Below are 13,972 nucleotides of genomic sequence, written 5' to 3'. Positions count from 1 at the left end.
CCAGAAGATGAAGAAAAAGCACCTGCTCAGCCCGGAAGAAGCAGCGATATTTCGCGAGGCTGTGCCGGGCGTCAAGCGCCTGAAAAATGACACTATTACTCACCGCCCGCCGCGTAAAAAAGCCATGCAACTGTCGCCTAAAAAGCTGATTCAGGAGCAGGTGGATGCGAGTTATTATTTTTCTGACGAGTTCCAGCCGATGTTGCAGGAAGAAGGCCCGGTGCGCCATGTGCGGCCTGACGTCAGCCATTTTGAATTGAAAAAATTGCGCCGCGGGGATTACTCACCCGAGCTGTTTCTCGATTTGCACGGATTAACGCAACTTGAGGCCAAGCAGGAACTCGGTGCGTTGATCGCCGCCTGCCGCCGCGAACATGTGCACTGCGCCTGCGTAATGCACGGCCACGGCAAGCATGTTCTCAAGCAGCAAACCCCGCTGTGGCTGGCGCAGCATCCCGACGTCGAAGCTTTTCATCAGGCACCGAAAGAGTTCGGCGGCACCGCCTCGCTGCTGGTACTCATCGAGCTGGACGACAAAATCAGTTAACCGCCGTTTCCAAACAGCGGAAAGCAGAAAGGCACAGCGAGTACGTACGCGCTGTGCCTTTCTTTTGTTTAATCTTCCCGTCCCGGAAAAATTAAACTTTAGCCATAACCTGGCACGGACTGAACTGCCAGTCAAAGCTGCCCTGCCCGGTTTCGCCGTTCAGTTCCACACTGGCCATCGCGGAAGTGGCAAACATCGGCGGACACATGCCCGGACACAGCTCGGCAATTAGATAACCCACCAGCGGCAGATGAGACACCACCAGCACGGCTTTCGCGCCGGTCAGCGCCAGATGTTGCAGCTCGCTGGCCACCAGAGCAGGATCGCCGCCCGGCGTCAGTTCTTTCAGAGTATCAATTTCAACGTTTTCAGGCAGTGACAGGTTCTGCCGCACTTTTTCAAGTGTCTGCTGCGCACGCAGGTACGGACTGACCAGAACGTGGTCAATTTTAACGCCACGGCCATTCAGCCAGGCTGCCATATGTACTGATTCGTCACATCCGCATTCGCTCAATGGGCGAACCGAGTCGCTTGCAGCTTCAAGAACCGCATCACCGTGACGCATAATTACAACTTGCATATTGCACCGCTTTTGTTAACAAAAATAGCGCTATACAGAAACGCTTTGCGTGCTGTATCACCCATTGCCCAGCATTTTTTCATCGTCGTATTAACAGTAAAAAAGCTGAAAGGCAGTACATCCACTTAACCCACCGAGCCCACATGCTTTGCATGGTAAGCATCAGCGGTCGGGCATTTTGCCTGAAAGTTCGCGTAAAGAAAACGCTGTTTTTTACACCAACCCATACCGCATGTAAATCACTACGGCTGATTTTTAACCACTCGGGTTGTAGATCAATCGTTTGGGTTTGTTCTTGTACAAAACGGGCCTCAACTTAAAAAAGATCCCGCAGGCTTAAGTATGGCTGCAAGCAGGATCTGTTCCAGATTCTCGCGAAATTCATTACCACGCAGTGATAGAGGTCACACTACGTCGGCAATTTCCTTCGTTTCCCCTTGCGGATAGAACAGCGCGTGGCTCTCTGCGCGGCGCAACAAACCTTCGCAGGGGGTGAAATGCTCACCGTAACGCTGCGCCAGCTGCTGCAGCGTTTTCACCACGTTGGCTGCGCCCAGCGTATCGATATAGCGGAACGGGCCGCCGCGAAACGGCGGGAAACCGATGCCGAACACCGCGCCCAGATCGCCATCGCGGGCGCTGCGGATGACTTTTTCATCCAGACACCGCACCGCCTCGTTGAGCATCAGCATCACACAGCGCTGCGCCAGTTCCGTTTCTGATTGCTGCGCTTTTGGCGTGACGTTCAGTAAGCGATAGATGGCCGGATCGACCTGTTTTTTCTTCGCAGACCGCCCTTTCTGGCCGTAGAGATAGAAACCTTTGCCGTTTTTACGACCTTTGCGATCGTCTTTCAGCACCGCGTCAAAACCGGCGGGCGCCGCAAAGCGTTGTCCAAACGCCTCTACCAGAATCGGGCTGATTTTTGTCCCGACGTCGATCCCCACCTCATCCAGCAACTGGACAGGCCCGACCGGGAAGCCAAAATGCACCAGCGCTTTGTCAATGTGGTCGATAGGTTCCCCGGCCAGCAAACAGCGCGCCGCTTCGTTGATGTAGGGCGCAAGAACGCGGTTTACGAAGAACCCGGCGCTGTCGCCGACCACGATCGCCGTTTTACCCTGTTTCTTCGCCAGCGCCACCGTAGTGGATATGGTCTGTGCGCTGGTGCCTGCGTGCGGGATCACTTCCACCAGCGGCATTTTATCCACCGGACTGAAATAGTGCAGACCGATGACCTGCTCCGGGCGGGTGGCCAGCCCGGCAATCTGATGAATCGGTAAAGAAGAAGTGTTTGAGGCGAAAATGGTGCGCGGTGCGGCGTTTTTCTCGATCTCCGCCACCATACTTTGTTTGAGGGCTAAGTCTTCAAACACCGCTTCGACGACCAGATCCACCTGCGCAAAACCGCTGTAATCGGTGGTGCCGGAGATAAGCATCATCTGCCGCTGTTGTTCGTTACGGGTCAGCCTGCGGCTGCGAACTTTTTTCTCCAGCAAATCCCAGCTGTATTTCAGCGCATGGCGGATGCCTTCGTGATTGACGTCTTTAATGCGCACCGGCAGCCCGGCTCGGGTCGCGGTGACGTTTGCGATCCCCCCTCCCATCAGACCGCCACCCAATATACCCACGCGACGAACCGTCAACGGTTCGGCATCCGCACCCTTTTCTTTTTTCAGTGCCGTGGAAGCGAAGAATAACCCGCGCAGCGCGGCGGATTCCGGCGTCATGACCAGTTCGCCAAATGCATTGGCTTCCGCCTGATAACCATTGCCACTGCCCTGATCCAGGCCGGTTTTTACCACATCCAAGATTTTTTCGGTGGCCGGATAATTACCGTGGGTTTTTGCACGCGTTTGCTTGCGCACAAAATGGAATAGCAAACTTTTGCCAAGCGGGCCGCCCGCCAGTCGCGCCTGCCAGGGTAACGGCGGACGCGCTTTACGGCCTTTCGCGACGCGCTCAAGTGCGGTTTGCAACAGAATAGAATAAGGTACGGCGTCATCCACCAGCCCCAGCTTTAGCGCCTGCTTCGCCCGCAAACTGCGGCCGGTCAGCATCAGCTCGAGCGCTTTCGGTGCGCCGATCAGGCGTGGAAGACGCTGCGTACCACCGGACCCCGGCAGCAGGCCAAGCTGAACTTCCGGCAGACCGAGCTGGGTTTTATCATCCAGTGAACAGATACGGGCATGACACGCCAGCGCCAGCTCAAGACCCCCGCCGAGGCAGGCACCGTGAATAGCCGCCACAACTGGCACCGGAAATGAGGCAATTTGCGACATCACCGTCTGGCCTTTCACCGCAAGCTGGCTGGCCTCTGCGGCGGTTTTGCAGCCAGCAATCATAGTAATATCAGCGCCGGCGATGAAGGAGTCGGGTTTGCCAGAAATAAGCACCAGACCTTTCAGATTTGGATATTGCTGCGCTTTATGCAAAATAGAGGAAATTTGTTCAGCAAATTCAGCCTTTAAGGTATTCACTTTTTCACCGGGAACGTCAATGGTGATAATGCCGACGTGTTCCGTCGTAAACATCAGTGAAAACGCGGAATCCGGCGTTGTGGTTGGATTTTCCATATTGTCCCTCATTGTGCCGCCTCCAGAATCATTGCCGCGCCCAGCCCACCGGCGGCACAGGCCGTCGTCAGACCGTATTTTCCGCCACGGCGGCGCAATTCGTGCAATGTCTGGGTGATCATTCGTGCGCCGGTGGCGGCGAACGGGTGCCCGTATGCCAGAGATCCGCCCAGTACGTTAAATTTATCCCAGTCGATTTGGCCGACGGCCTCGCTGCGCCCCAGCTTTTCACGGGCAAACTGCTCACTGCCAAGCATTTTAATGTTCGCCAGCGTCTGCGCCGCAAAGGCTTCATGCATGTCGATCAAATCAAGGTCGGCAAACGTCAGCCCGGCGCGATCGAGCGCGACAGGCGTGGCATAGGCCGGGCCCAGCAACATATCTTCCCAGACGTCGATAGCGGCAAAGGCAAAACTTTTAAGGTAACCCAGCGGCTGCAACCCAAGTTCGCGGGCGCGGGATTCGCTCATCATCAATACCGCTGCCGCACCGTCGGTCAGCGGCGTACTGGTGGCCGCCGTCACCGTGCCGTGTTTGCGATCAAACGCCGGACGAAGCCGGGCATACTGCGCGATTTCGGAATTCAGGCGAATGTTGTTGTCTTTTTGCAGCGCCTCGCGGTACGGCGGGATCTGCGCAGTCATCACCTGACTGTTCAGATAGCCCTGCTCCCAGGCCTGCGCGGCCAGCGTATGCGAGCGGTGCGCCAGCTCGTCCTGCTGTTCGCGGGTAATGCCGTGACTTTTCGCCATCTGCTCGGCGGTGTCGCCCATACGCAGGCCGGTCGAATACTCCGCCACAGCAGGAGGCACTGGCATCAGGTCGCGCAGTCTGAGTTTGCTGAATAAAGACAGGCGTTGCGAGAGCGTGCGGGCTTTGCTGACGTCCACCAGCGTACGGGCGAGGCGTTTGCTGACGCCAATCGGCAGCACCGAAGAGGAATCCGCGCCACCGGCAATCCCGACGCTCACGGTGCCACTGAGAATACTTTCCGCGACGTTGGCCACCGCCTGAAAGCTGGTGGCGCAGGCGCGCGAGACGCTGTAGGCATCCGTCGATACATTCATGCCGGTGCCAAGTACGATTTCGCGGGCAATGTTGGGTGCTTCCGGCATCTGTACCACCTGCCCGAACACCAGCTGGTCAATGACTTTCGGGTCGATCCCACTTTTTGCCAGCAACTCGCTGACCACCATTTTGCCCAGATCAACGGCGGGGATGCCGTGGTAGGCGGTAGCCTGTTTCGCGAATGGCGTGCGTAAACCATCGACAATCGCAATGCGATCGCCTTCACGCGTGACCAGTGGAATGACGTTGTTCATACAAGCTCCTGAGTAAAGAGGGTCTTAAGAGGTCTGACCTGATAACTCAGTTTTAACCATGTATTTACATTTGGCAAAGCGAAACCCGCCGAAGTGCGAGCAACAGCAAATTTTTCTGAAAATAGAATGAGAAGGAATGCTGGCGGGGAAAGATGACAGACAAAAAAATACCGCTGCATTTGGGCAGCGGTATTTTGAAATCGATAAAAGAAATTATCTGAGAGCCAGTTGGAAGATCATGGTCTCGGCCTGGCAAGAGAACGTGAAGTCGATGTTCAGCTCTACGCCACCTTCGACTTTCTCAATGCGGCTGGTTATTTCGCACGGTTCGGATTCAACGCCGCGCGCGCGTTCAGTCAGTGCCTGCAACATCTCTTTGGCCTGCGCTTCGGTTTCGAAAACGTGGCTGTAAGTGGCGGTGCAGTCGGTGTTATCCATGATGGTACCCACATCAACACAACAGCAGGCGGCGGTTTCTTCTGCGCCGCATTTGTTGATGGAATGCAGAGGTTGGGTGGATTTGGAGGACATGGTTACGTCAGACATAATTTTCTCCCCGGCACCAACGGCAACGTCCACCGTCTGGCCTTTAAGCGAATTTAAGATTTATTTTCCGTGGGTATTTTACGCCACCCCTTACGCTTCGACTAGCACTTACTTTTTATGGGTGTTTAAAGTGATCTGCATCACGATTTCGTGAACAACAGATTAAAATTAAGCCGCTCTTCTCACTTTAGCGTTTCTAAATTGAACTTTTATTGTTGGTTTTTTGTTAAGCAGATCCAATTTCTTGCATCAAATAAGAAATATCAATGAAACATCATTGCAACTACACCACAGGTCAGACCTATACTTCGCTCACTGGTCTGATTTGTCAGACTGATAACGGACCCTACAATCCCGCGCTCATTGTTACCTTGTGTAACATTGTTTGATAAAAAACATAAAATTGAGGTTTTGGTCATGAACCAGAAAAACCTGTTAAAAAAATCAGCTCTGGCAGCTGCAGTGGCAATTGTTTCTTCTAACGTATACGCGGCAGGTTTTCAGCTCAACGAATATACCGCTGCGGGTTTAGGTCGTTCCTTCTCTGGTGAAGGTGCGATTGCGGACACCGCGGCTTCCGGCAGCCGTAACCCGGCTACGATGACGATGTTTGATCGTCCGGCATTTTCTATCGGTGCAGTTTACGTTGACCCGGACGTAAGCGTGACCGGTAAATCCCCTGTCACCGGCGCCAGCACAGACGCAGGCAATATCGCGCCGAACCAGTGGGTTCCGAACATCCACTTTATTATGCCGCTGAACGATCAGTGGGCACTCGGTGCGTCAGCCACCTCCAACTACGGTCTGGCGACAGAGTTTAACGATAATTATCCTGCGGGTCCTATCGGTGGCGAAACCGATCTGATGACCATCAACAACAACATTAGCGCGGCTTATCGTTTTAACGAACACTTCAGCTTCGGCGTAGGCTTTGATGCCGTTTATGCCAAAGCCAAAATCCGTCGCACCGCCGGTGAACTTGCACCGCTGAAAACCGGCGGATTGATCGCCGAGGATACCGAAGCGGCGAAGCTTAAAGGCAACGAATGGGGTTACGGCTGGAACGCCGGTATCCTGTATGAAGTTGATGACAACAACCGCTACGGTTTCACGTACCGTTCAGAAGTGAAAATTGATTTCGACGGCGAATACCGTAACGGCATTCCTCGCGCATTGGGCGGTACCGGCGGTCAGACCGTGCCGGGTTCACTGACCCTGAACTTGCCGGAAATGTGGGAAGTCTCAGGTTATAACCGCGTTGCGCCGAAATGGGCTGTTCACTACAGCCTGGCCTACACCAGCTGGAGCCAGTTCCAGGAGCTGAAAGCGACCGGATCTAACGGCCAGACGCTGTTCCAGAAAGAAGAAGGCTACCACGATGCTTATCGCATCGCGCTCGGTACAACGTATTACTACGACGAGAACTGGACCTTCCGTACCGGTGTGGCATTCGATGACAGCCCGGTTCCGGCGGATAACCGCACCATCTCTATTCCGGATCAGGACCGTTTCTGGGTTTCAGCCGGTACAACTTACGCGTTCAATAAAGATGCGTCAGTGGATGTCGGTGTTTCCTATATGCACGGTCAGACCGTCAATATCAGCGAAGAAGTGGCTGCCGGCGCACCTAAATATGAATTCCAGGCTAAAGGCACCGCCATGCTGTACGGCGCGAACTTTAACTACAGCTTCTGATCACTCTTTCAGAAATGAAAAAAGCGCCGGGAGGCGCTTTTTTTTGCTTTCTGTTTATATGCAGATAGCGCGTTGCCGATATTATTCGGAATCGATATCTTTCAGATCGCCCTGAATCAGTGCCGCATTCGGGTTCAACTGTGGCGTCAGCTGACCGCCCTTCGCTAAGAAATCGTGACGCTGGAAATACGCTTCACGCATCATCAGGTAAGGATCGGAAGAGTTACGCAGAATGCCGTCAGAATCGAGCAATTCGGCACGGGTTTCGATGCCCTGAAGCGCCCACTTACCGGCTGACATCCAGAAGGTCAGGTAGCTCAACATTGGGTAGAGGGTATCGACAAAATCGCCACCCTCGTCACGCACGGTGAAGCTGCCATACGCCGGTAACTGGACATACGGACCGTAACCGACGCCGTAATGGCCGAGCGTGCTGCCGAAGCCCTGCGGTTCTTCGCGCGCCAGTTTCGGGTTCGCCATGGAAGCCACGTCAATCAGGCCGCCCATCCCCAGCAAGGTATTGAGGAAGAAACGGTTGAAGTGGATCGCCGCACGGTACGGATCGCCTTTTAGCAGGGAGTTCACCATGCTGGCCGGTTCGTCTAAGTTGCTCATAAAGTTGCTGGTGCCGTTACGCGCCGGTTGCGGCACGTAATCACGCCATGCCACGGCGACCGGACGCAGAACGTACGGATCAACGTAGTTGTAGTTGAAGTTGAACATCGTCCGGTTGAAACCTTCCAGCGGATCAGACCGTCCCTGCGGTTCGCTGTCCGAGGATCCGGACGTGCCGGCACAACCGACCAGCATAACTGATGCAAACGCCAGCCCAGTCAGGCGTAAGTTCATGGATATCTCCCTGTTATTGATCTTCGGCTCTCTGATTACGGAACCTGCTGATTAATCTCAATGCTGACCTGACCGTTACCGGCAAAATCTGTCAGCGGACTGTCGCCGTACCAGTCACCGGTGGCTGGTGTTGCCAGACCATTTCGTGAAATACGAACGCGTACTTTTAATTTTTGCAGCGAAGAAAGCAAGCGTTCCGGCATCATTGCGTTGCTGTCATCTACCGTGATTGCCAGCGGGAAGCGACTCAGCGGCAGTTTTTTCACTGCCACCGGAACCGGGCTGCTGCCATCTGTCACGGAAATAAAGACCGTGCCATCCGGCGGAATATGTTTCGCCGCGTCCTCTGACAGCGAAACATTCACCGCCAGTTTGGCCTGATCGGCACCGGACTTTTGTTTCGCCTGTTGGATACTGGCCTGCACCATCTCAACACGCTTGTCACCGGCAGGCAGAATTTTCAGCATAACTTCCCACGCGCCAATCGCTTGCGGATAGTGACCTTGCTCATATTCATTATAGGCCAGCAGGCTTAATACACGCAGGTCGCCCTGAGATTTTTCCAGCATACCGCGCAGGAGATTTCCGCCGGTAAGGTTATCCTGCGGATCCGCTGAGCGGGTTAACACTTCGGCATAACCCAGTTTTACCGCCACATCATCCGGCGAAAGTTCCCAGGCATGAGCGTAGGCCTGCGTTGCCGTCGCGCCATTATTGAGCGCCATACCGACGCGGCCCAGCATCACCCAGTCCTGCACATTTTTCGGATCCGCCTGTAAATCGGTGCGCAGCCCCAGACCTAAATCCTGCACATCCATTGCAGTCAGCGGCGCGCCCTTGTCGCTGGCAATGCGTTGGCGCAAATCGGGCATACGTTCCATGACCTGATTCCATGCGCTGACCTGCCCCAGACCACCGGCGTACAGATAAACGCCGAGCGTGATAACCACCAGCAAAATCGCGCCCGGTACCAGCGTCCAGCGGCCAATCGGCTGCACCGGCGCGGGCGTTTGTCCGGCCGGAATATCGGTCAGCAAGTTTTCCTGCAATTCCTGAATATGTGCCGGACGCTCATCCACCACGCCCTGCGCTTCGTCGTCTTCCAGCTCACTCAAACGGTGATGATAAAACGCCTTATTTAGCGCATCCCGCGACGTGTGTTCGCTGCGGTCACCGCGGATCACCGGCACGATAAACAGCGCCAGTGCGATAACCAGCATCACCCCAATACACAGCCAAAAAATACTCATGATCCTTTCCTGTCGCTGTCTTTAAGTAACTGCGCCAGGCGCTGTTTTTCTTGTTCTGACATTTCTTCTGCGGCGGTTTTGGTGTTTACAGACCCGCGGCGCGAACGCATGAAAATCATTCCACCGCCGATAATCACCACCAGCACCGGTCCCAGCCAAAGAATCAGGGTAGATGGCGTAACCGGCGGTTCGTACGTCACGAAATTACCGTAACGTGCCACCATATAGGCGACGATCTGCTGGCGATTTTGTCCTTCATTAAGCAGCTGAAATACCTTGGTGCGCATGTCAGCGGCGATGATCGAATCCGACGCCGCAATATTGGTGTTCTGGCATTTCGGACAACGCAGCTGCGCGGTAATGTCGCGGTATGCCTGTTCCTGCTCCGGCGATTTGAACTGATAAGTGTCGATGGCTGCAAATGCGCTGACGCTCAGCAACATGCCGAGCAGTAACGCGGGCAGTGACGAAAACAGTCTCATGCGCCACCTCCGTATTTCTTGTACAGCGGCAAGACTTCGGTTTGCCAGACTTTCTCATTTAAGTCACCGGCATGGCGATAGCGAATGATGCCCTGCCCGTCGATCAGGAAGGTTTCCGGTGCGCCGTACACTCCGAGATCTAATCCAAGCATGCCGTCGCCGTCGTACAAACTCAGCATGTAAGGATTGCCCAGCGTGTTCAGCCAGTTCACCGCTTTCTGGCGATCGTCTTTGTAATTAAGCCCGACCACGCGCACACCGGTGGCGGCAAGCCGGTTCAGATAATCATGCTCGGCGCGGCAGGTCGGGCACCACGTCGCCCAGACGTTGAGCAGCAGCGGTTTACCGTCGCGCAGCACCGACTGATCGTAGGTTTTCCCGGCTTCGGCCAGCGATTCGAGCTTAAACACCGGCACCGGTTTACCGATCAAGGCTGATTCGAGCAGCGTCGGATCATCGCCGTTGGCGTTTCGCGTCAGCTGAACTAAAAAAGCTGCCGCCAGCGCCAGAAACAGGAACAGCGGAATAAAGAGGAGTTTACGGTTCATACTTCAGCCTCCGCTTTACCTTGTTTCTTGAGTTTCTTGCTCATCCGGTAGCGCGGATCGAGAATACAGAGCACGCCGCCGACCGCCATGAAGATGCCGCCCAGCCAGATCCAGCGCACGAACGGTTTGTAGTACAAACGCACTGCCCACGAACCATCGTCCATCTCTTCACCCAGCGCCGCATACAGATCCCGTGCCAGATTGCCGTCGATCGCCGCTTCGGTCATCATGCTGCGCGCCACGCTGTAGAAGCGTTTTTCGGCGTGCAGCGTGGTGATTTTTTTGCCGTTTTGTTCGACATCGATATTGGCTTCGCCGCCGGTGTAATTCGGGCCAGTAATGTCGCGAACGTCGCGGAAGATAAAGTGATAATCATGGATATCCACCGTATCGCCGGCTTTCATACGCACATCACGCTCAACGCTGTAGTTCTGGCTAAATGCGATTCCAATTACCGTCACCGCCACGCCGAGATGTCCGAGCACCATGCCCCAGTGGCTGCGCGACAGTTTGGTCAGGCCGCGCCAGAAAGTATGGCGATGCGTGGCGCGCTCATGTAATTCCATCAGCGTCAGCACAATCACCCACACTGACATCAGCAGGCCAACAACGGTCATCCCAACGATTTTGTCCTGCAACAGCCACGGCAGCAGAATCGACAGGATCAGCGTAATCACCAGCGCCACGCCCAGACGACGCCACAGCTTGCTTGGCTCATCGCGACGCCAACGCACCAGCGGACCGATACCCAGCAGCAGCGCCAGCGGCGCCATCAGCCAGGTAAACATCGTATTGAAGAAAGGTTCACCGATGGAAATACTGCCCATGCCCAGTTGCTTATGAATAAGCGGCAGCAGCGTGCCGAGCAACACCACCAGCATGGCGGCAACCAGCAGCACGTTGTTGCTGAGCAAGTAGCTTTCACGCGAATGTAGCTCGTGACGGCTTGGTGCCCGCACCGAATTCCCTTTAATGGCATACAGCAGCAGCGAGCCGCCGATGACGATCACCAGATACGCCAGAATAAACATGCCGCGCGCCGGATCGGAGGCAAACGAGTGAACCGACACCAGCACGCCGGAGCGTACGAGGAACGTGCCGAGCAGGCACAGCGAGAAGGCGGTGATCGCGAGCAGTACCGTCCAGGCTTTGAACGTACCGCGTTTTTCGGTCACGGCGAGGGAGTGGATCAACGCCGTTCCTGCCAGCCACGGCATAAAGGAAGCATTTTCCACCGGATCCCAGAACCACCAGCCGCCCCAGCCTAATTCGTAATACGCCCAGGCAGAACCCAGCACGATGCCGATAGTCAGGAACACCCATGCGGCCTGCGTCCACGGACGCGACCAGCGCGCCCACGCGGTATCGAGACGTCCGGCCATCAGCGAGGCAATCGCAAACGCGAAGGCAACGGAGAAACCGACATATCCCATGTACAGCAATGGCGGATGAAAAATCAGGCCAATATCTTGCAAGACCGGGTTGAGATCACTCCCGTCGACCGGGAAATTCGGCAAAGAGCGGATAAACGGATTGGACGTCAGCAGGATAAACAGCAGGAAGCCGCCGGTGATCATGCCCATCACCGCCAGCACGCGCGCGATGGCATCCTGCGGCATCTGTCGGCTGAACAGCGCAACGGCAAGCGTCCAGCAACTCAGCAACAACACCCACAGCAGCAAGGAACCTTCGTGCGCCCCCCACGTTGCCGCCACGCGGTAATACACCGGCAAGTGGGTATTGGAATTGTTAGCCACGTAAGCGACGGTAAAATCATTCACCACAAATGCGTGAACCAGAATAATGAACGCCAGCGCGATACAGGCGAACATGCCGTAAGCCAGCGGGCGCGCCATCGCCATCATCCGGCTGTCCTGCCGCGCGGCCCCCCACTGCGGATAAATACTCAGCAACACCGCCAGACCTAACGCCAGACAAAGTGCAAATGTTCCCAGTTCCGGCATCATGAGCGATCGTTTCCTTTATCATTACCCACGTAGGCCGACGCCGGTCCTTTGTGGTTTTCTTTCATGGCGTCGGCAACTTCCGGCGGCACATATTTTTCATCGTGTTTTGCCAGCACCTGAATGGCGTTGACCACGTTGCCCGGCTCCATCACGCCCTGCGCCACCACGCCCTGCCCTTCACGGAACAGGTCCGGCAGAATGCCGTTGTAGGTCACCGCAATCGCGCCGCGCGCATCGTAAATTTTAAAACTCACCTGCAAACTTTTCGGGTCACGTTTCACCGAACCCGGCATCACCATGCCGCCGATACGCAGCCGCTGGCCAACTTCCGGCATTTCGTGGTTTTCACCTTTACCTTGCAGAATTTCACTCGGGGTGTAGAACAAATCAATATTGGAGCGCAGCGCGTACATCACCAGCGTGATGCTCAGGCCGAGACCGGCCAGCACCAGCAGCGCCAGCGTCAGGCGCTTTTTACGACGTGGATTCACAATAACTTCTCCGGGGAGGTGTCCGGTTCCAGCGCTGACGTCTGGGCGCCTTGCTGTTTTTTAGACTGAGACTGAATAATGCGTTTTTCGCGCGCCTGACGACGGCGGACTTCACCGAGGATCTGCCGATGCTGCACAAATGTGTGCGCCACCAGCGCGAGCAGCGAAATCAGGGTGACGGCCACGGAGAGCCAGACGTAAAACGCATAGCCGCCCATCGCAAAGAAATCGTGCCAGCTTGAGAATGCAGGGCTCATCCGCGGCGCTCCTTATTCAGCAGGCCAGCTACCCACGGACGCAGACGTTCCTGAACGAGGATCAGGTTACGTAAACGCATCAGCGTCAGGGTAATGAAGAAGAACAGATAACCGAAAATCGCCCAGCGGAGCGGATAGCGCATACTCGGATCGATGGTTTGCTGCATGTTGGTGGACCCCTGATGCAGGGTGTTCCACCACTGTACGGAGTAATGAATGATAGGAATATTCACCACGCCGACCATCACCAGAATACCGGCCGCGCGACCGGCTAGACGGCGGTCATCAAACGCGTTATACAGGGCGATCACGCCGAGATAGAGAAACAGCAACACCAGTTCAGACGTCAGACGCGCGTCCCACACCCACCAGGTTCCCCACATCGGTTTGCCCCAGGCGGAGCCGGTAACCAGCGCGATAAAGGTGAAGACCGCCCCGACCGGCGCCATCGCCGCCACCGCCAGATCGGACATTTTCATCTGCCATATCAGGCCGATAAATGCCGCGACCGCCATCGCGCTGTAAATGCCCATCGACCAGATCGCCGCCGGGACATGAATATACATAATCCGGTAACTGTTACCCTGTTGGTAATCCGGCGGCGCATAGCCAAATCCCCAGACCCAGCCAATCAGCAGGCAGGCGAGACCGAGCAGCCCGAGCCACGGAATAAATCGCCCGCAGACGTGGTAAAGCCGTTCCGGCCTTGCGAGTTGATGTAACCATTTCCACATTGTTATCGTTGCTCACTCTAAAATGTCACTGTGTGGGTTGCCGTGGAGCCTCATCGGGCTCTTGCGCGGTCAGACACGAATCTTCCGCACTTACTTAGCAATCTCTCTATTTTTACGCATAGAGAAAT

14 protein-coding genes are annotated in these 13,972 nt (G+C 55.4%); 2 read left to right on the top strand and 12 right to left on the bottom strand.

Features of this window, described 5'->3' with window-relative positions:
- Positions 1-7: 7 nt before the first annotated feature.
- Positions 8-547 carry an endonuclease SmrB gene (gene smrB / locus TU92_RS10195; RefSeq protein WP_112166816.1) on the top strand — a complete coding sequence of 180 codons (540 nt, stop codon included), beginning with the start codon at positions 8-10 and terminating at the stop codon, positions 545-547.
- Between the two features lie 91 nt (positions 548-638).
- On the opposite strand, the gene sixA is transcribed toward smrB, so the two are convergent.
- From sixA to TU92_RS10175, 4 genes are all read right to left on the bottom strand, one after another.
- Complete coding sequence (gene sixA / locus TU92_RS10190; RefSeq protein WP_112166814.1) at positions 639-1,127, bottom strand: phosphohistidine phosphatase SixA; 489 nt, start codon at positions 1,125-1,127, stop codon at positions 639-641.
- Between the two features lie 404 nt (positions 1,128-1,531).
- Entirely contained in the window at positions 1,532-3,715 is a 2,184-nt protein-coding gene (gene fadJ / locus TU92_RS10185) for a fatty acid oxidation complex subunit alpha FadJ (RefSeq protein WP_112166813.1), read from the bottom strand.
- Positions 3,712-5,025, bottom strand: coding sequence for an acetyl-CoA C-acyltransferase FadI (gene fadI, locus TU92_RS10180; RefSeq protein WP_112166811.1), 1,314 nt, complete (start codon positions 5,023-5,025; stop codon positions 3,712-3,714). Before fadI ends, fadJ begins: the two co-directional genes overlap by 4 nt.
- Positions 5,026-5,238: 213 nt before the next feature.
- Positions 5,239-5,571 carry a YfcZ/YiiS family protein gene (locus tag TU92_RS10175; RefSeq protein WP_112166809.1) on the bottom strand — a complete coding sequence of 111 codons (333 nt, stop codon included), beginning with the start codon at positions 5,569-5,571 and terminating at the stop codon, positions 5,239-5,241.
- A 417-nt stretch (positions 5,572-5,988) separates the two neighbouring features.
- On the opposite strand from TU92_RS10175, the gene fadL reads away from it, so the two are divergent.
- Positions 5,989-7,266, top strand: a complete 1,278-nt coding sequence (fadL, locus tag TU92_RS10170; RefSeq protein WP_112166807.1) for a long-chain fatty acid transporter FadL — start codon at positions 5,989-5,991, stop codon at positions 7,264-7,266.
- A gap of 81 nt (positions 7,267-7,347) precedes the next feature.
- Here fadL and mlaA read toward each other — a convergent pair whose 3' ends face one another.
- Genes mlaA through TU92_RS10130 form a run of 8 tightly spaced genes read right to left on the bottom strand, consistent with a single transcriptional unit; the run spans position 7,348 to position 13,844 of the window.
- Complete coding sequence (gene mlaA, locus TU92_RS10165) at positions 7,348-8,115, bottom strand: phospholipid-binding lipoprotein MlaA (protein WP_112166805.1); 768 nt, start codon at positions 8,113-8,115, stop codon at positions 7,348-7,350.
- A 35-nt stretch (positions 8,116-8,150) separates the two neighbouring features.
- On the bottom strand, positions 8,151-9,365 hold the full coding sequence (ccmI, locus tag TU92_RS10160; RefSeq protein WP_112166803.1) for a c-type cytochrome biogenesis protein CcmI: 1,215 nt from the start codon (positions 9,363-9,365) through the stop codon (positions 8,151-8,153).
- Positions 9,362-9,847 (bottom strand): cytochrome c-type biogenesis protein, encoded by a 486-nt coding sequence (locus TU92_RS10155; RefSeq protein WP_112166801.1) that lies wholly within the window; start codon positions 9,845-9,847, stop codon positions 9,362-9,364. The genes ccmI and TU92_RS10155 overlap by 4 nt, the downstream gene beginning before the upstream one ends.
- A complete protein-coding gene (locus tag TU92_RS10150; RefSeq protein WP_112166799.1) occupies positions 9,844-10,395 on the bottom strand; it encodes a DsbE family thiol:disulfide interchange protein in 552 nt (183 codons plus the stop codon). Before TU92_RS10150 ends, TU92_RS10155 begins: the two co-directional genes overlap by 4 nt.
- Complete coding sequence (locus TU92_RS10145; RefSeq protein WP_112166796.1) at positions 10,392-12,362, bottom strand: heme lyase CcmF/NrfE family subunit; 1,971 nt, start codon at positions 12,360-12,362, stop codon at positions 10,392-10,394. Before TU92_RS10145 ends, TU92_RS10150 begins: the two co-directional genes overlap by 4 nt.
- Positions 12,359-12,853 carry a cytochrome c maturation protein CcmE gene (gene ccmE / locus TU92_RS10140; protein ID WP_112166794.1) on the bottom strand — a complete coding sequence of 165 codons (495 nt, stop codon included), beginning with the start codon at positions 12,851-12,853 and terminating at the stop codon, positions 12,359-12,361. Before ccmE ends, TU92_RS10145 begins: the two co-directional genes overlap by 4 nt.
- Positions 12,850-13,110, bottom strand: coding sequence for a heme exporter protein CcmD (gene ccmD / locus TU92_RS10135; RefSeq protein ID WP_112166793.1), 261 nt, complete (start codon positions 13,108-13,110; stop codon positions 12,850-12,852). Before ccmD ends, ccmE begins: the two co-directional genes overlap by 4 nt.
- Positions 13,107-13,844 carry a heme ABC transporter permease gene (locus TU92_RS10130; protein WP_112166791.1) on the bottom strand — a complete coding sequence of 246 codons (738 nt, stop codon included), beginning with the start codon at positions 13,842-13,844 and terminating at the stop codon, positions 13,107-13,109. Before TU92_RS10130 ends, ccmD begins: the two co-directional genes overlap by 4 nt.
- Positions 13,845-13,972 lie beyond the last annotated feature (128 nt).

Origin of the sequence: Rahnella inusitata (genome assembly GCF_003263515.1) — a bacterium.
Taxonomy (GTDB): domain Bacteria; phylum Pseudomonadota; class Gammaproteobacteria; order Enterobacterales; family Enterobacteriaceae; genus Rahnella; species Rahnella inusitata.
The sequence above is the reverse complement of the archived record's forward strand: the minus strand, read 5'-3'. Positions and strand labels throughout refer to the sequence as shown.

Excerpts from the sequence above, each read along its gene's own strand:
- smrB (WP_112166816.1), top strand. The coding sequence starts at position 8 with ATGAAGAAAAAGCACCTGCTCAGCCCGGAAGAAGCAGCGATATTTCGC.
- sixA (WP_112166814.1), bottom strand. The coding sequence starts at position 1,127 with ATGCAAGTTGTAATTATGCGTCACGGTGATGCGGTTCTTGAAGCTGCA.
- fadJ (WP_112166813.1), bottom strand. The coding sequence starts at position 3,715 with ATGAGGGACAATATGGAAAATCCAACCACAACGCCGGATTCCGCGTTT.
- fadI (WP_112166811.1), bottom strand. The coding sequence starts at position 5,025 with ATGAACAACGTCATTCCACTGGTCACGCGTGAAGGCGATCGCATTGCG.
- TU92_RS10175 (WP_112166809.1), bottom strand. The coding sequence starts at position 5,571 with ATGTCTGACGTAACCATGTCCTCCAAATCCACCCAACCTCTGCATTCC.
- fadL (WP_112166807.1), top strand. The coding sequence starts at position 5,989 with ATGAACCAGAAAAACCTGTTAAAAAAATCAGCTCTGGCAGCTGCAGTG.
- mlaA (WP_112166805.1), bottom strand. The coding sequence starts at position 8,115 with ATGAACTTACGCCTGACTGGGCTGGCGTTTGCATCAGTTATGCTGGTC.
- ccmI (WP_112166803.1), bottom strand. The coding sequence starts at position 9,365 with ATGAGTATTTTTTGGCTGTGTATTGGGGTGATGCTGGTTATCGCACTG.
- TU92_RS10155 (WP_112166801.1), bottom strand. The coding sequence starts at position 9,847 with ATGAGACTGTTTTCGTCACTGCCCGCGTTACTGCTCGGCATGTTGCTG.
- TU92_RS10150 (WP_112166799.1), bottom strand. The coding sequence starts at position 10,395 with ATGAACCGTAAACTCCTCTTTATTCCGCTGTTCCTGTTTCTGGCGCTG.
- TU92_RS10145 (WP_112166796.1), bottom strand. The coding sequence starts at position 12,362 with ATGATGCCGGAACTGGGAACATTTGCACTTTGTCTGGCGTTAGGTCTG.
- ccmD (WP_112166793.1), bottom strand. The coding sequence starts at position 13,110 with ATGAGCCCTGCATTCTCAAGCTGGCACGATTTCTTTGCGATGGGCGGC.
- TU92_RS10130 (WP_112166791.1), bottom strand. The coding sequence starts at position 13,844 with ATGTGGAAATGGTTACATCAACTCGCAAGGCCGGAACGGCTTTACCAC.